This is a genomic window from Streptomyces sp. PKA51, from assembly GCF_057552455.1.
The window spans coordinates 144928-160549 of record NZ_BAAJPZ010000002.1; the positions used below are offsets into that span (position 1 = coordinate 144928).

At 73.6% G+C, this 15622-nt stretch carries 15 protein-coding genes; 14 read left to right on the forward strand and 1 reads right to left on the reverse strand.

Annotated elements, in window-relative coordinates; genetic code table 11:
• Positions 1 to 44: 44 nt before the first annotated feature.
• The 6 genes from egtA (at position 45) to AC27L3_RS03115 (ending at position 5217) form a co-directional block, all read left to right on the forward strand.
• Positions 45 to 1322 carry an ergothioneine biosynthesis glutamate--cysteine ligase EgtA gene (gene egtA, locus AC27L3_RS03090; RefSeq protein WP_487232429.1) on the forward strand — a complete coding sequence of 426 codons (1278 nt, stop codon included), beginning with the start codon at positions 45 to 47 and terminating at the stop codon, positions 1320 to 1322.
• Positions 1322 to 2653, forward strand: a complete 1332-nt coding sequence (gene egtB / locus AC27L3_RS03095; RefSeq protein ID WP_487232430.1) for an ergothioneine biosynthesis protein EgtB — start codon at positions 1322 to 1324, stop codon at positions 2651 to 2653. The genes egtA and egtB overlap by 1 nt, the downstream gene beginning before the upstream one ends.
• Positions 2653 to 3450, forward strand: a complete 798-nt coding sequence (egtC, locus tag AC27L3_RS03100) for an ergothioneine biosynthesis protein EgtC (protein ID WP_487232431.1) — start codon at positions 2653 to 2655, stop codon at positions 3448 to 3450. The genes egtB and egtC overlap by 1 nt, the downstream gene beginning before the upstream one ends.
• Positions 3447 to 4421 (forward strand): L-histidine N(alpha)-methyltransferase, encoded by a 975-nt coding sequence (gene egtD, locus AC27L3_RS03105; RefSeq protein WP_487232432.1) that lies wholly within the window; start codon positions 3447 to 3449, stop codon positions 4419 to 4421. Before egtC ends, egtD begins: the two co-directional genes overlap by 4 nt.
• Positions 4422 to 4430: 9 nt before the next feature.
• Positions 4431 to 4916 carry a universal stress protein gene (locus AC27L3_RS03110; RefSeq protein ID WP_487232433.1) on the forward strand — a complete coding sequence of 162 codons (486 nt, stop codon included), beginning with the start codon at positions 4431 to 4433 and terminating at the stop codon, positions 4914 to 4916.
• Between the two features lie 85 nt (positions 4917 to 5001).
• Positions 5002 to 5217, forward strand: coding sequence for a dodecin (locus AC27L3_RS03115; RefSeq protein ID WP_487232434.1), 216 nt, complete (start codon positions 5002 to 5004; stop codon positions 5215 to 5217).
• A gap of 1 nt (position 5218) precedes the next feature.
• Here the strand turns inward: AC27L3_RS03115 and AC27L3_RS03120 are convergent, their stop codons facing one another.
• The gene (locus AC27L3_RS03120; RefSeq protein ID WP_487232435.1) at positions 5219 to 6196 is read right to left on the reverse strand and encodes a helix-turn-helix transcriptional regulator; all 978 of its coding nucleotides are present in this window, start codon (positions 6194 to 6196) and stop codon (positions 5219 to 5221) included.
• A 322-nt stretch (positions 6197 to 6518) separates the two neighbouring features.
• On the opposite strand from AC27L3_RS03120, the gene AC27L3_RS03125 reads away from it, so the two are divergent.
• From AC27L3_RS03125 to AC27L3_RS03160, 8 genes are all read left to right on the forward strand, one after another.
• Positions 6519 to 7517, forward strand: a complete 999-nt coding sequence (locus tag AC27L3_RS03125) for a 3-oxoacyl-ACP synthase III family protein (RefSeq protein WP_487232436.1) — start codon at positions 6519 to 6521, stop codon at positions 7515 to 7517.
• Positions 7518 to 7608: 91 nt separating this feature from the next.
• The gene (locus AC27L3_RS03130; RefSeq protein ID WP_487232437.1) at positions 7609 to 8325 is read left to right on the forward strand and encodes a hypothetical protein; all 717 of its coding nucleotides are present in this window, start codon (positions 7609 to 7611) and stop codon (positions 8323 to 8325) included.
• Positions 8312 to 10084, forward strand: coding sequence for a thiamine pyrophosphate-binding protein (locus AC27L3_RS03135; protein ID WP_487232438.1), 1773 nt, complete (start codon positions 8312 to 8314; stop codon positions 10082 to 10084). The genes AC27L3_RS03130 and AC27L3_RS03135 overlap by 14 nt, the downstream gene beginning before the upstream one ends.
• A gap of 32 nt (positions 10085 to 10116) precedes the next feature.
• A complete protein-coding gene (locus AC27L3_RS03140) occupies positions 10117 to 11715 on the forward strand; it encodes an FAD-binding oxidoreductase (RefSeq protein WP_487232439.1) in 1599 nt (532 codons plus the stop codon).
• Positions 11716 to 11725: 10 nt separating this feature from the next.
• A complete protein-coding gene (locus tag AC27L3_RS03145; RefSeq protein WP_487232440.1) occupies positions 11726 to 12766 on the forward strand; it encodes a histidinol-phosphate transaminase in 1041 nt (346 codons plus the stop codon).
• 35 nt (positions 12767 to 12801) lie between these two features.
• Positions 12802 to 13641: an NAD(P)H-binding protein gene (locus tag AC27L3_RS03150; protein WP_487232441.1), complete on the forward strand. Its 840-nt coding sequence runs from the start codon at positions 12802 to 12804 to the stop codon at positions 13639 to 13641.
• Between the two features lie 72 nt (positions 13642 to 13713).
• The gene (locus AC27L3_RS03155) at positions 13714 to 14763 is read left to right on the forward strand and encodes a methyltransferase (RefSeq protein WP_487232442.1); all 1050 of its coding nucleotides are present in this window, start codon (positions 13714 to 13716) and stop codon (positions 14761 to 14763) included.
• A gap of 87 nt (positions 14764 to 14850) precedes the next feature.
• Positions 14851 to 15537 (forward strand): (2Fe-2S)-binding protein, encoded by a 687-nt coding sequence (locus AC27L3_RS03160; RefSeq protein WP_487232443.1) that lies wholly within the window; start codon positions 14851 to 14853, stop codon positions 15535 to 15537.
• Positions 15538 to 15622 lie beyond the last annotated feature (85 nt).

Consider the following 15622-nt stretch of genomic DNA (forward strand, 5'->3'; position numbering starts at 1 on the left):
TCGCGCGTTTGGGGGTACTCAGCAACGGACGGGAGGTGGCGAGCATGACCGAGTGCTGTGCTTCCGACGAAGACCTCGCCCGGCCGGTCGGCGAGCGGGAGGCCGACGCCTATGTGCGGGGGATCTCCTTCAAGACCGGACCACCGCGCCTGATCGGGGCCGAGCTGGAGTGGCTCGTGCACGATGTGGCCGAGCCGCGGCAGCCCGTGGCGGCCCACCGGCTGGCGGCGGCCGCCGAGCGGGTGGGCGCCCTGCCGCTCACCTCGGTGTTCACCATCGAGCCGGGCGGCCAGCTGGAGCTCAGCTCCCGGCCGGCCCCCTCGCTGGGCGCCTGCGTGGCGGATCTGAGCGCCGACCTCGCCCTGACCCGCGAGGCCCTCGACGGGCTGGGCCTGGCACTGGTCGGATACGGCAAGGAGCCGTGGCACGATCCTCCGTGCGTGCGCAGCACCCGGCGCTACGACGCCATGGAGGTCTACTACGACCGCATCAACGGCGCCGGGCGCAATGTGATGTGCCGTACGGCATCGGTGCAGGTCTGCATCGACGCCGGGTACGAGGGCCCGGGGCCGCTGGGGTATCTGCGCCGGTGGCGGCTGGCCCATCTGCTGGGCGCGGTGCTCTCGGCCGCGTTCGCCAACTCCCCTCTGCTGCGGGGCCGGCCGAGCGGCTGGCGCTCCAGCCGGCAGGCCTGCTACGCGCGGATGGACCCGGCCCGCACCCTGGCCCCGCTGGGCGAGGCGGACCCCCGGGCGGCCTGGGCGGCGTACGCCCTGGACGCACCGGTGATGTTCGTCCGCTCCGGGGAGGGCCCCTGGCCGGTGCAGCTGGGCCTGCCGCTGCGCCAGTGGATGCGCACCGGACGGCCGCGGCGGACCACCCTCGACGACGTCGCCTACCACCTGACCACCCTGTTCCCGCCGATCAGGCCGCGCGGCCACCTCGAGTTGCGGATGATCGACGCGCAGAGCGGGCAGGACGGCTGGCTGGTGCCGCTGGCCGTGACGGCGGCGTTGTTCGACGACCCGTCGGCCGCGGAGACGGCCTACCGGGCGGTCAAGGGGCTGGCGGACGTCCAGGGCGGGCAGCCGCCGCCGCGCAATCCCCTGTGGCGCCGGGCGGCGCGGCACGGGCTCGCCGACCCGGAGCTGCACACGGCCGCCGTGGCCTGCTTCGCCGCGGCCCGTGAGGCCCTGCCCCGGCTCGGGGCCGACGACCGCGTCCTGGCCGCGGTCGAGGAGTTCACCGCCCGGTACGTCGAGCGGGGCCGCTGCCCGGCGGACGACCTGCTGGACGCGGTGGCCGGCCGGGGCGGCCGGTGATGACGGCCGCGCCCGCCCCGGACGGGGCCGAGCTGCGCGAGCGTGCCGCGGGCGCCCTGCTGGCCGCTCGCGCACGCACCCGCGTGCTGACGTCCTGCGTGGACGACGGCGAGCTGCACGCCCAGCACTCGCCGCTGATGTCCCCGCTGGTGTGGGACCTCGCCCACATCGGCAACCAGGAGGAGCTGTGGCTGCTGCGCGCCGTGGGCGGGCAGCAGCCGCTGCGCCCGGAGATCGACGCGCTCTACGACGCCTTCCGGCACGCCCGCGCCGACCGGCCGGCGCTGCCCCTGCTGACGGCGCCCCAGGCCCGTACGTACGTCGCCGACGTGCGGGAGCGGGTGCTGGACGTGCTGGAGCGGACGCCGCTGGAGGGCGCCGGGCCGCTGGCCCGGGCGGCCTTCGCCTTCGGCATGATCGCCCAGCACGAGCAGCAGCACGACGAAACAATGCTGATCACCCATCAGCTGCGCCGGGGTCCGGCGGTGCTCACCGCCGCCGAGCCGCCGCCGGCCGGCCCGGACGCGGCGGCGCTGCCGGCCGAGGTGCTGGTGCCGGGCGGGCCCTTCACGATGGGCACCTCCACCGAGCCGTGGGCGCTGGACAACGAGCGGCCGGCCCATCCGCGTCTGGTGCCCGCCTTCCTCATCGACACGCTGCCGGTGAGCAACGCCGCCTACCTGCGCTTCGTCGAGGACGGCGGCTACCGCGAGCGCCGCTGGTGGCACCCGGCCGGCTGGGAGCAGGTGCGCCGCGAGGAGCTGGGCGCGCCGCTGTTCTGGCGGTGCGAGGCGGGCACCTGGGTGCGGCGGCGGTTCGGCGTCACCGAGGAGGTGCCGCCGGGCGAGCCGGTGCTGCACGTGAGCTGGTACGAGGCCGCGGCCTACGCCGCGTGGGCGGGGCGGCGGCTGCCGACCGAGGCGGAGTGGGAGAAGGCCGCCCGGCACGATGCGGCCTCCGGGCGCTCGCGGCGCTACCCGTGGGGGGACGCCGACCCCACCCCGCAACTGGCCAACCTGGGCCAGCGCCATCTGCGCCCGGCCGAGGTGGGGGCCTACCCGCGCGGTGCCTCGCCACTGGGCGTGCGGCAGCTGATCGGGGACGTGTGGGAGTGGACGGCGAGCGACTTCCTGCCGTACCCGGGCTTTCGGGCCTTCCCCTACCGCGAGTACTCGGAAGTCTTCTTCGGCGGCCGGTACAAGGTCCTGCGCGGGGGCTCCTTCGCCGTGGACCCGGTGGCCTGCCGGGGCACCTTCCGCAACTGGGACCTGCCCGAACGCCGGCAGATCTTCAGCGGATTCCGTACGGCACGCGACGCGGACAGCGCCTGATGTGCCGCCACATCGCGGTTCTCGGCCCCCACGCCCCGCTGGCCGAGAGCCTGGTGGATCCGCCGTACTCGCTGGTGCGCCAGTCCTGGGAGCCGCGCCGGCAGCGCCACGGGGTGGTCAACGCCGACGGCTTCGGCGTCGGCTGGTACGCCCCCGGCGACCCGCTGCCGGCCCGCTACCGACGGGCCGGGCCGGTCTGGGCCGACGAGTCCTTCGCCGACATCGCCCGGGTGGTGCGCACGCGGGCGCTGCTGGCCGCGGTGCGCGACGCCACGGCGGCGGGCGCCGACCCGGAGGCCGCGGCGGCGCCGTTCGCCGGCGGCCCGTGGCTGTTCAGCCACAACGGCGCGCTGCCCGGCTGGCCGGAGTGCGCCGCGCCGCTGGCCGGTCAGATGCCGGCGGAGGCGCTGCTGCGACTGGCGGCCCGCAACGACTCCGCGTTCGTCTGGGCGCTGGTCGAACAGCGGCTGCTGGGCGGTGCGCCCATGGCCCGGGCGCTGGCCGGGGCGGTGGCGACGCTGGCGCGCGCCGTGCCGGACGCCCGGCTGAACCTGCTGCTGACCGACGGCGCCGCCATCGCGGCCACGGCCTGGGGCGACTCGCTGTGGTACGTCAGCCGCGGCCACCGCACGGCGGTGGCCTCCGAGCCGTACGACGACGACCCGGGCTGGACCGAGGTGCCCGACCGCACCCTGCTGACCGCCGACCGCTCGGCGGTCGTCCTGACCCCGCTGACCCCGCGTTTCCCGGAGGCCGCCGACGCGCCGGCCGTCCCGTGCAAGGAGCCCGCTTCGTGAGTCCGTTCGTCCTCACCCGCTCCCTTCCCCCGGACGCGACGGCGGCCGCGCTGCGCGCCGACGTCTCCCAGGGGCTCACCCGCTCACCGAAGGAGCTGCCCCCGAAGTGGTTCTACGACGCCCGTGGCAGTGAGCTCTTCGACGAGATCACCCTGCTGCCCGAGTACTACCCCACCCGTGCCGAGCGCGAGATCCTGCTCACCCGGGCCCCCGCGATCGCCGCGGCCAGTGGCGCGCGCACCCTGGTGGAACTGGGCTCGGGCTCCTCCGACAAGACCCGCCATCTGATCGATGCCCTGACCGGCCTGCAGACCTATGTCCCGGTCGATGTCAGCGAGAGCGCGCTGACCGGCGCCGCCCGGACGCTGCTGGCCGAGCACCCGGACCTGACGGTGCACGCGCTCGTGGCCGACTTCCAGTACGGCCTCGTCCTGCCGCCCGGCCTGCCCGGGCCGCGGCTGCTGGCCTTCCTGGGCGGCACGATCGGCAACCTGCTGCCGCCCGAGCGGGCCGCGTTCCTGGCCGGGCTGCGCGCCCGGCTGGCACCGGGCGACGCCCTGCTGCTGGGCACCGACCTGGTCAAGGACGCGGGCGTGCTGGTGCCCGCCTACGACGACGCGCGGGGGGTGACCGCCGCCTTCAACAAGAACGTCCTGACCGTCATCAACCGTGAGCTGGGCGCCGACTTCGACCTCGGCGACTTCGACCACGTGGCCCTGTGGGACGCCGGGCAGGAGTGGATCGAGATGCGGCTGCGCGCCCGCCGTGCCGTCGTGGCCAAGATTCCCGCGCTGGACCTCGCGGTGCACTTCGCGGCCGGGGAGGAGCTGCGCACGGAGGTCTCCGCGAAGTTCCGGCAGGAGGGCGTGCGGGCGGAGCTGGCGGCCGCGGGGCTGGAACTGACCCATTGGTGGACCGACCGCGCCGGCCGGTTCGCCCTGTCCCTGTCGGTGCCGCGGAGCGGGGGTTAGCCTGCCCGTGTGAGCCGGGAAGAAGAACACGAGGTGCGATCAGGGCCGTGGGGCGGCTTCGAGCGCGGCACGGACGGGCCGAAGGTGATCCTGGCCGGTGTCGACGGCTCCGACACGTCCTGGCGGGCCGCCGCCTACGCGGCCGGCCTGGCCCGCCGCCAGCACGCCCTGCTGGCCGTCGTCTACGTCCAGCCCCTGCTGGCCGGGACGGCGGCCCTGGGCATACCGGTGGCGGACACCACCGAGGAGGTCGCCGAGGAGGTGCTCGGCGAGATCCGCGCCACGGCCGAGCGCCTGCGCGGGGTGCACGAGGTCCGCTGGGAGTTCCACACCTTCCGCGGGGACCCCTATACGGGCCTGGTGCGGCTGGCCGACGAGCTGAAGGCGGACGCCGTCGTGGTGGGCGCCTCCGAGCGCGCCGGCCACCGCATCGTGGGCTCGGTGGCCGTGCGGCTGGTGAAGGCCGGCCGCTGGCCGGTGACGGTCGTCCCCTAGTCCCGGTCCCTCCCGGGGGTGCCTCGCCTCTCCCCGACGGACGCCCCGCCTCGCGCGGGCGCGGCACCTGGGGCACGGTGGGAGCATGTCCAACCACACCTACCGGGTGACCGAGATCGTCGGCTCCTCGCCGCAGGGCCTGGACGACGCCATCCGCAGCGGCATCGCACGGGCCTCGCAGACGCTCCGGGGCCTCGACTGGTTCGAGGTGACCGAGATCCGCGGCCACCTCGAGAACGGCGCGATCGCGCACTACCAGGTCGGCATGAAGGTGGGCTTCCGGTTGGAGGAGGCCGACTGACCTACGGCCCCGCATCCCGCTGCTCCGCCGCCCCGGCCGCCGCCGGCACCGCCGCCTCGGCGCCGACGACCGCCGGACCGCGCAGCAGGCCGAGCTGGGCGGCGCGGGCGCCGGCCTGGAACCGGCTGACCGCGCCGAGCTGCGCCATGGCGGCCTTCATGTAACGGCGGCACGTTCTGGTGGAGATGGCCAGGCGGCGGGCTATCACCTCGTCCTTCAGGCCGGCGCCCATCAGCTGCAGCATGGTCCGGTTCACATCGCCGGCGACCTTCTCGTACTGCGTCTCGCGGGCCTCGAAGGGCTGGCCGACCATCCAGACGTCCTCGAAGCGGCGTTGGACGAATCCGGCCACGGTGGCGTTGGTCACCATGGCCGCGCCGCCGGCCGCGCCTTCCGTCGTCGCCTGGGGCAGGAAGACGACCGAGCGGTCGAAGACCACCACGTACTCGCAGATCTCGGCGCTGGTGCGCACCTCGGCGCCGGCCTCGGCGGCCCGCACGACGTAGGCGCGGGTGGCGAGGTTGGCCCGCTCGGCGTGCTGGTAGAGCACGCGCAGCCGCACCCCGCGGCGCAGCAGCGGCAGGCTCCAGTCGCGCAGGTGCAGGGCTGCGTCCGTGTCGCGTCCGGTGCCGGGCTGGATGACGACGGCTTCGTGCAGGCAGCGCCGGGCTGCGGCGGCCAGTTCGCGCCGGACCTCGCCGGGGTCGGCGATGGTACGGGTGTCCTGCGCGGGGCGGGAGGTGTCGGTGCTGCCCCGGTAGACCGGCACCAGTGCGTGCAACTGCCCGCGGACGCGGGCCATGTGTTCCTTGCGCTCGTGGATGTCGCGCTCGATCGGACCGCAGACGACCGCCTCCGCCACCTCGGGGTGCACGGCGACCAGCGGGGCACCGTCGGCGGCCGGGCTGAGCAGTCCCAGGGCGCGCAACTCCTCGCGGCAACGCGCCAGTTCGGCCGGGGATATCCCGAGCGCGTCCATGATCGTGAGCTCGTGAAAGGAACCGTGCCGCAGGGCCTGGGTGTAGACGGAAACGCAGGTTGAATCCAGTTCTGTCAACATTGCCCCCGATTTTGAGGATGTCGCGTTTGCTCCCACGCCTTTCCGGTTGTTGCCAGGCAACTATAGGACACTGCTTTCCGCTTGTTGCCAGGTCACAATAGGACAGCGGGGCATCGTGGCCGGGCGGCCACGGCGTCCTCATACTCGAATGCGTTGCGGTCCGGGTGATACGGAATACATCCGTCCGCGACAGCTGAAGTGCCACAAGGGGGGAACCGAGCGGGTGCGCAACGACCGGGCGATGTCTGCCCAGATCATTGATGTAGTCAACTTTCTTCCCGAGCGGGTGGTCACCAACGGCTCACAGGCCGACGGTGACGAGCTCGGGGACGATCCGTTCTTTCGCGGGGTGGCGGAGCGGCGGTTCGCGTCGCCCGACTACACCTCGGCGGAGCTCGGGGCCAGGGCCGTCGACAAGCTCCTCGGCCGCACCGGGACCGACGCCGCCGACATCGATCTCATTTTGTACAACTGCGTTTTCAACGACACCTTCTGGCCGGGGATCGGCCCCGCCGTGCAGGCCCGCGTGGGTGCCACGAACGCCGCGATCATGCAGGTGGACACCAGCTGCTGCTCGTGGCTGTCCGGGCTGCGCACGGCCAGCGCCTTCATCGAGTCCGGGCAGTACCGCAACGTCGTGGTGCTCACGGTCACCAACTTCGTCTCCCGGCTTCCGGAGTTCCAGAAGTCACCGCGTTCCCGGGTGCTCGGCGACGGCGCCACCGCCACCCTGCTCGCACCGGGTGAGCGCACCATTCTCTCCGCGTACGAACGTTCCCACGGGGAGAACTACGGACTGCTGCGCTTCGAGCCCGACCTGGTGGACGGGGTGTTCCGGGATTACTGGGAGCGCGGCTGCGGACCGATCACGGTCAACTTCACGCGCGAGCGCATCGAGGCGCTGCGCCAGAACGCCATGAGCCTGGTGCCCCAGGCGGTTGCGATCAGTCTCGAAAAGGCCGGCCTCGCCGCCGAGGACGTCTCGATGCTGATCACCCATCAGCCCAACGAGGAGTACCTCGCCGAATGGCGCCGGCGCTGCGGCATCGAAGCGCCCCGCGTCCACGACACGCTCGCCAAGTACGGCAACCTGTTCGCCGGTTCGATCCCGGTGACCCTGGCCGACGCCCTGGACAACTCCCTGGTCAAACCCGGCGACGTCCTGGCCCTCGGCACCTTCTCCAACGGTGGGGACATGGTCAGCGCGATGACGCTGCGCTGGTCCGCCGCCCGCGTGTGAGGCGGCCTGCCACCCATTTTCCGGGGAATTCCCGGGCAATCCCTCTGCTTGAATTCGAGCAACCATTCCTGACTGCACTGGAGGAGGCGTCATGGCGCCTGGACAGAATTTCGCCGGCGGGCCGGACCGTTCCGACCTCGCCGGGCTCGACCTCATTCGCTGCGAGAACACCGACGCGGACGAGATCTACAAGCTCATGGTCGGCATGACCAAGGAGACGTATTCGCACGAGGAGATATTCGGCTCGTTCTCCTCGCTCGGCGAGCACATCGACGTCCCCTACGACGTGGTGTTCGACTACCTTGCCGACATCCATTCCCTGGAGGAGTGGTCGTACAGCATGCGCGACCTGCAGCACGTGGGCGGCGGGCTGTACCGGGGCCAGGAGGCCATCCAGCCGGACACCGAGATCTTCATCCGGGTGGACACCATGAAGGGCCCCGAGCACGGCACGGTCCTGTGGCCCTGTGCCTGGGACCAGGGCCACGAGCTGTGGATGCGCTACTACTTCACCGTCATCGACGCCACCCGCACCCTGCGCCGCCCGGGCACCGTGGTGCTGTGGACCAACTGCCGGCACCCGTACTACGACCGCGAGGTCACCGACGTGCCCGAGTACATCGCCGCCGGCCGGGCCCGCACCGACCGCTACTGGGTCGGGGACATCTGGCCCCAGTTCGACGCCATCCACAAGGTGGAGATGGCCAACCTCAAGCGCATCCTGGAGCACCGCTTCGCCACCGGCGCCGTCGGGCCGTTCCCTGCCGCCACCTCCCGAGTGACAGGACCGTCCGATGCGACTGGCTGACGCTCTCGTCACCACCCTGCGCGACTGGGACCTCGGATACGTCTTCGGGGTCAGCGGGGCCAACATCGAGCACCTGCACGACGCGATCCACCGCCTCGGCGGCGATCGCCTGCGGTCGGTCATGGCGCGGCGCGAGGACGGCGCCGCGTTCATGGCCGACGGCCGGGCCCGCGTCCACCGCACGCTCGGCGTGTGCTGCGCCACCTCCGGCGGCGGCATGGTCAACCTGCTGACCGGGCTCGCCGAGTCGTACGCGGAGTCGGTGCCGGTCCTCGCCCTGATCGGGCAGCCGCCCCGCGAGCTGGAGGGCCGCGGGGCCTTCCAGGACTCCTCCGGCATCGGCCGCACGGTCGACGCGCTCGGCCTGCTGCGGGCGGCCACCAAGCGGGTGGCCAAGATCGAGGATCCGGCCGACTTCTGGCCCGAGCTGCACGCGGCCGTGGTCACGGCCCTCACCGGCCGTCCCGGCCCGGTCGCGCTGCTGCTGCCCCGCGACCTCTACGACCTGCCCGTCGGCCCCCGGCCGGCGGACTGGCCGGTGGACCTGGAGCGGCTCGCGGCGCCCGCACCCGTCGCCCGCGAGGCCGTGCGCCCGCTGTTCCGGGCGCTGCGCACGGCCCGGCGCCCGGCCCTGCTCGTCGGGCACGGTGTGCGCCGCAGCGGCGCCGCCGGCGAGGTGACCGCCTTCGCCCGGCGCGCCGGCATCCCGGTGGTCGCGACCATGGGGGCCCGCGGGGAGTTCCCCAACGACGACCCGCTGTTTTTGGGCGTCGCCGGCGTCACCGGGCACCCCTCGGCGCACGCCTATCTCAAGGAGTGCGACCTCGTCGTGGCGGTCGGCACCGGTCTGGGCGTGATGACGCGCGGCCCGCTGGAGCTCGCCTCCGCCCGCCTCGCCGTGGTCAACATCGACCCCGGCGAGGCGGTACGGGCCACGGACCCGGCCATCGTCGTCGAGGCGGACGCCCGGGCGGCCTTCGTGGCCCTGCTGTCCCTGCTGGACGCCGAGCCGTTCACCGCGCCCGCGCCCGCCGGCTACGAGCTGCGCCGCTACCGGCCGCGACCGGCGCCGCCCACCGACCGGGAGCACCGCGAGCAGGAGGTGCGCACCGCGGGGGACACGCTGCTCCAGAGCGAGGCGATCGGGCAGTTGGAGGAGTATCTGCCGCGCGGCGGTCACATCGTGCTCGACGCCGGCAACTGCGCCTCCGCCGCCATCCACCTCTCGCACGTGCCCGAGGCCGCCTCGTCGACCATCGCGCTCGGCATGGGCGGCATGGGCTACAGCATCGCGGCCGCGATCGGCGCCCAGCTCGGCTCGGCCGACGGGACGCGCACGGTCGTGCTGTGCGGCGACGGGGCCTTCCTGATGAACGGCTTCGAGGTGCACACGGCGGTGGCCGAGCGGCTGCCGGTGCTCTACGTCGTCTTCAACAACAACATGCACGGCATGTGCGTCACCCGCCAGCAGACGTTCTTCGACTCCCGCCTGGAGTGCGTGGAGTACCCGGCGCTGGACGTGGCCACGGTGGCGTACGGACTGGGGGGTCCGGACCGGTTGTGGGTCGGCTCGGCCGGTACGGCCGACGAGCTGCGGGGGCTGCTCGCCGACTACCACGACCACCACGCGCACCTGCCGGGCGTTCTCGAACTGCGGCTGCCCGTCGAGGAAGTGCCGCCGTTCGCCGCGTTCCTGCCCGCGGACGAGCCGACGTACGTCGCCGGCCGCCGGGCGGACAGCCGGGTTCTGACCGGCTGACCTGCACCATCACACAGGGGGAGAACACGCACATGGAACAGGACACCCGCCGTGCCCTCGTCGAGGAGGACGCCGCCGGCGCCCCGGCCGTCGCGGGGGCGCCGCCCTCCGCGGCCCTGGAGGACGCCGTGCGGGCCGGGGCGGTCACCGTCACGCCCGGCGACGCGCGGTACGCCGACCTGATCCGCGGCTACAACCAGCGCTGGGTCTTCAGCCCGGAGTCGGTGCGCGTGGTGCACACCCGGCGCCAGGTGGAGGACGTGGTGCGCGAGGCGTTCGCGGCCGGCAAGAAGGTGGCGGCCCGCAGCGGCGGCCACTGCTACGAGGGCTTCAACACCGACACGAGGATCCTCATCGACCTGTCGGCCATGAACGCCGTGTACTACGACGCGGCGCACCGCGCCTTCGCCATCGAGCCCGGCGCGACGCTGGGCGAGGTCTACAAGGCGCTGTACAAGACGTGGGGCGTCACCCTGCCCGGTGGCGCCTGCCCCTCGGTGGGCATCGGCGGGCACGTCGCCGGCGGCGGGCACGGTCCGCTCTCCCGTCTGTACGGGGTGACCGTCGACTACCTGCACGCCGTGGAGGTCGTCACCGTCGACGAGGCGGGCGAGGTGCGGACGATCACCGCCACGCGCGAGGACTTCGAGCGGGGCCGCTCCCACGGTGCCCTGTGGTGGGCGCACACCGGCGGGGGCGGCGGCAACTTCGGCGTGGTGACCCGGTACTGGTTCCGTGACCCGGCCGCCAAGGGCGTCGACCCCACCCGGCTGCTGCCCCGGCCGCCGGCCGAGGTCTTCGTCAGCACCCTGTCCTGGCCGTGGGAGAAGGTCACCCGCGAGGACTTCTGCCACCTGGTGCGCAACTACAGCTCCTTCTTCGAGCGGCACGCCGCGGCCGGCTCGCCGTACGCCGGCCTCTACAGCCAGTTCATGCCCACCCCGCGGGCGGCCGGCGGCGCGATCTCGATGATCGCGCAGTTCGACGCGACGCGGCCGGACTCCGAGCGGCTGCTGACGGACTTCTTCGCCGCCGTGGGCGCGCACGTGTCCGTCGCGCCCAAGGTGGACCGGCTGCGCCTGCCCTGGCTGCACGCCACCGCCTGGCCGGGCCTGACCGGCCCCAACACGCCCACCTTCCGCTTCAAGGCCAAGTCGGCCTACCAGCACGGCTGCCTGCCCGAGGACCAGATCGAGGCGATGTACCGGCACTTCGCGGAGGTCGACTACGCCAACCCCGCCGCCCGGCTGCTGATGATCTCCTTCGGCGGCCGGACCAACACCGTGCGGCGCGACGCCACCGCCTTCGCGCACCGTAACTCGGTGATGGAGATGCACTACGTGACCACCTGGGTCGACGAGGCCGGCGAGGCCGTCCACCTGAAGTGGCTGCGCGACTTCTACGCGGACGTCTACAAGGAGACCGGCGGGGTGCCGCTGTCCAACGGCATCACCGACGGCTGCTACGTCAACTACCCGGACACCGACCTGGACGACCCGGCGTACAACACCTCCGGGACCCTCGCCCACCGGCTGTACTACGGGGACAACTACGAGGCCCTGGTCGAGGCCAAGGGCACCTTCGACCCGCACAACGTCTTCCACCACGCCCAGTCGCTTCCGGTGAAGTGAGGCACGCCGCATGACCGGTGACTTACGTCCTCGCGAGGAACACTGGCTGAGGCTGCACCTCAACGAGAACCCCTTCCCGCCGCTGCCCGAGGTGGCCGGCGCCCTGGCGGCGGAGCTGACGGCGGTCAACCGCTATCCGGAGTTCACCCCGGACACCCTCACCGGCCTGATCGCCGACTGGCTGGGCACCGACCGCGCGCACGTGGCGGTCGGCAGCGGCTCGGTGGGCATCGCCCGCCAGCTGATCGACCTGTGCACCGGGCCGGGCGACGAGGTGGTCTACGGCTGGCGGTCCTTCGACGCCTACCCGCTGATCACCAGGATGGCCGGCGCCGTGCCCGTCGAGGTGCCGCTGACGGCCGCGGGCGAGCAGGACCTGCCCGGCATGCTCGCCGCCGTCACCGAGCGCACCAGGGTCGTCGTGCTGTGCAACCCGCACAACCCGACCGGCACCCTGGTCGGCCGGGCGCAGCTGGAGGACTTCCTGGCCGCCCTCCCCCGGCGCATCACCCTCGTACTGGACGAGGCGTACCACGAGTTCGCCCGCGACCCGCGCACGCCCGACGGGCTGCGCCTGCTCGCGGACCACCCCAACGTGGTGGTGCTGCGCACGTTCTCCAAGGCGTACGGCCTGGCCGCGCTGCGGGTGGGCTACTGCGTGGCCGCCCCCGGGCAGGCCGGGCGGCTGCGGGCGGCGTCGCTGCCGTTCGGCATCAGCCCCCTCGCCCAGGTGGCGGTCGCCGCCTCGCTGCGGGCCGGCAAGCAGCTGGCCGAGCGGGTCGACGCCGTCGTGGCCGAACGCGAGCGGCTGCGGGCCGGCCTCGCCCGCCTGGGCTTCACCGGCCCGGCGAGCCACGGCAACTTCCTGTGGCTGGACGCGGGCCCGCGCACCGAGGCGCTGGCCGCGGCGCTCGCCGCGGCCAACGTCCTGGTGCGCTTCTACCCCGGCGAGGGGATGCGGCTGACCGTCGGTTCGCGCGAGGCCGACGACCTCGTCCTGAGCACGGCCGGGGCGCTCGCCCCGGCCGCGTTGACCGGACACACCCCGTAGGAACTCCTGTGGGACTTTCCAAGGAAAGGACACCGATGAGTGAGACGTTTCTGGTAGTGGGCGCCACCGGCAAGACGGGCCGCCGGGTGGCCGCCGCCCTGCGCGAGGGGGGCCGGCAGGTGCGGACCGCCTCCCGCAGCGCCGAGGTCCGCTTCGACTGGCAGGACGAGTCGACGTGGGCGCCGGCCCTTCAGGGCGTGCACGCCGTCTACCTGGTGCAGCCGACGCTGCCGAGCCAGGCGCAGCAGCTCGTCCCGCGCTTCGTCGAGCGGGCCGGCGCGGCCGGCGTGCGGCGCCTGGTGCTGCTCTCCGCGCGCGGCATCGACGCGGCGGGCGACGAGAAGCTGCTGATCCCCGAGCGCTCGGTGCGCGAGTCGGGGCTGACGTGGACGATCGTGCGGCCCACCTGGTTCGCCCAGAACTTCAGCGAGGCGGCCTTCCTGCCGCAGATCCTCGAAGGCGTCCTCGCCGCGCCGACCGGGGAGGGCAAGGAGCCCTTCGTGGATGCCGACGACATCGCCGACGTGGCCGTGGCCGCGCTCACCGGCGAGGGCCACCACGGGCGCACCTACGAGCTGTCCGGGCCCGAGGCGCTGACCTTCGGCGAGGCCGCGGCGCGCATCGGGTCGGCCATCGGCCGCGAGATCCGGTTCGTCGACCTGGACGACGAGGCGTTCCTCAAGAGCGCCACCGAGGCCGGGGTGCCGGCGGAGCACGCCGGCATCCTGCTCGGCCTGCAGACCGCGATCCGCAACGGCTACGACGCGCACCTGAGCACCGGGGTGCGCGACGCGCTGGGCCGTGAGCCGCGCAGCTTCGACGCGTACGTGCGCGCGGCCGCCGCCGCGGGCGCGTGGACGCCCCCGGCGAACTGACCGCTCCGCACCCATCCGTCGTCCTACTGCAGGCGGCCGGCACCCGCGGGTGCCGGCCGCCCGAGGAGTCGTATGAACAGCACCTCCTACACCGGCGTCCGCCCGCTGACCCCCGCGCCGCTGATGGCGATCGCCGACGGCTTCCGTGTCGCGAAAGTCCTCGCGGTGGCCCTGGAATTCGACCTGTTCACGCACGTGAGCGGCACCGACGGCATCACCCCCGCCGAGCTGGCCGGCCGCGAGGGCCTGGACGAGCGCCCCGCACGGCTGCTGCTGACCGCCTGCGCCTCGCTCGGGCTGCTGGACAAGCGCGAGGGACGGTATGTGAACTCCGAGCTGGCGGAGGAGTTCCTGGTCCGCGGCAAGCGCTACTTCTTCGGCGACCTGGTGACCTTCACCGACCGGCGCGAGTACGACGCCTGGGGCAAGTTGGCCGACGCCGTGCGCGGCAACCGGCCCGTCACCTGGGACCCCAGCACCGCCGAGACGCTGTTCGACCCGGCGGACGAGCAGATGGCCGACCTGTTCCCCAAGGCCCTGCACGCCGGGGCGGTCTTCACCGCCCGCGCCATGGCCCTGTCCCTGGACTTCCACTCCTACCGCAAGCTGCTGGACGTCGGCGGCGGCCTGGGCTCGTTCTGCGGCGAGCTGTGCCGCCACTACCCGCACCTGAGCGCCACGGTCTACGACCTGCCGTTCGTCGTCGGCATGGCCGAGAAGCACCTGGCGCAGACACCGGTGGCCGACCGGATCGACACGATCGGCGGCGACTTCTTCGCCGAGGACCTCCCCCGCGGCTACGACGCCATCCTGCTGACCAACGTCCTGCACGACTGGGACGCCGACCGCTGCGCGACACTGCTGGCCAAGTGCCACGCGGCGCTCGACAGCGGCGGCACCGTCATCGTGGGCGAGGCGTTCCTCGACGACGAGGGCACCGGCCCGGTGGCCGGCGCCGTGGCCGGCCTGAACATGCTGGTGGAGACGGCCGACGGCGCCAACCGCAGCCGCGCCGAGTACACCGCGATGCTCACCGCGGCGGGCTTCACCGACATCCGGCGGGCGGGCTTCGTCATCGACGCCCCGCTGGCCAACGGCGCCCTGCTCGCCCGCAAGGCCTGACCCCGCCCGCGTGCCCCGCCCGCCCCGCGGGCGGGGCACGCGGGTACAGTGGGGCGGCCGGCCCGCGAGCGAAGGAAGACACGCCCCATGTCCCTGAGCGAACTCGCGGACGTGGGCCCCTTCTTCGCACTGCCCACCGGCCCGGCACCGCCCGCGGACGACGCGGCGGCCTACCTTCCGCCCGGGCCCAAGGCGCTGCGGCGCCGCATCGCCGTCGTCACCGACCGGTTGGGCACCCGCGAGGAGCGGGTCGCGGCCTCCCTGGCCTTCCAGGGCATCGCCGGGCGCCTGCTGTCCCTCACCCTCGGCTCGGCCGTCCTGACCGGGCAGGCCCCGGACCTCGCCGCCGGCCCCCTGCGCTGGCACCCCGCCCTCGGCGCCCCCGACGACCTGTGGTGGGCCGCACCGTCCGCGCCACCCCCGGCGCACGACGCCGCGGCCGTCCTGCACGAGGTCCTCCTGCCCCTGCACGCCGCCACCCGCTCCCTGACCGGGGTCTCCGCACGGCTGCTGTGGGGCAACGCCGCATCCGCCCTCGCCGGCGCCCTGCGCGTCCTGCACCCCTGGTGCCTGCGGCAGGGCCGCCCGGCCGACGCCGAACGCGCCATCGCCCTGACCCGCACCCTCCTGGCCGACCCCCTCCTGCACGACACCGGCACCCTGCACCTGCCCGGCGCCACCCCGGCCTTCGCCCGCACCACCTGCTGCCTGTACTACCGCGTACCGGGCGGCGGCCTGTGCGGCGACTGCGTGCTGCAGGGGCGCGGGCGCTGAGCCTGGGCGCACGAACCTGGCGCACCGTCACATCACCCTCTCCCGTACGCTGCTGACGCATTCAACACAGCGGAAATCTTCGACA

Bases quoted from the DNA above. Each gene is read 5' to 3' on its own strand.
- AC27L3_RS03135 (WP_487232438.1), top strand. From the start codon at position 8,312: ATGCGACTGGCTGACGCTCTCGTCACCACCCTGCGCGACTGGGACCTC.
- AC27L3_RS03160 (WP_487232443.1), top strand. From the start codon at position 14,851: ATGTCCCTGAGCGAACTCGCGGACGTGGGCCCCTTCTTCGCACTGCCC.
- AC27L3_RS03145 (WP_487232440.1), top strand. From the start codon at position 11,726: ATGACCGGTGACTTACGTCCTCGCGAGGAACACTGGCTGAGGCTGCAC.
- AC27L3_RS03115 (WP_487232434.1), top strand. From the start codon at position 5,002: ATGTCCAACCACACCTACCGGGTGACCGAGATCGTCGGCTCCTCGCCG.
- AC27L3_RS03140 (WP_487232439.1), top strand. From the start codon at position 10,117: ATGGAACAGGACACCCGCCGTGCCCTCGTCGAGGAGGACGCCGCCGGC.
- egtB (WP_487232430.1), top strand. From the start codon at position 1,322: ATGACGGCCGCGCCCGCCCCGGACGGGGCCGAGCTGCGCGAGCGTGCC.
- AC27L3_RS03155 (WP_487232442.1), top strand. From the start codon at position 13,714: ATGAACAGCACCTCCTACACCGGCGTCCGCCCGCTGACCCCCGCGCCG.
- AC27L3_RS03150 (WP_487232441.1), top strand. From the start codon at position 12,802: ATGAGTGAGACGTTTCTGGTAGTGGGCGCCACCGGCAAGACGGGCCGC.
- AC27L3_RS03120 (WP_487232435.1), bottom strand. From the start codon at position 6,196: ATGGACGCGCTCGGGATATCCCCGGCCGAACTGGCGCGTTGCCGCGAG.
- AC27L3_RS03125 (WP_487232436.1), top strand. From the start codon at position 6,519: ATGTCTGCCCAGATCATTGATGTAGTCAACTTTCTTCCCGAGCGGGTG.
- AC27L3_RS03130 (WP_487232437.1), top strand. From the start codon at position 7,609: ATGGCGCCTGGACAGAATTTCGCCGGCGGGCCGGACCGTTCCGACCTC.
- egtA (WP_487232429.1), top strand. From the start codon at position 45: ATGACCGAGTGCTGTGCTTCCGACGAAGACCTCGCCCGGCCGGTCGGC.
- egtC (WP_487232431.1), top strand. From the start codon at position 2,653: ATGTGCCGCCACATCGCGGTTCTCGGCCCCCACGCCCCGCTGGCCGAG.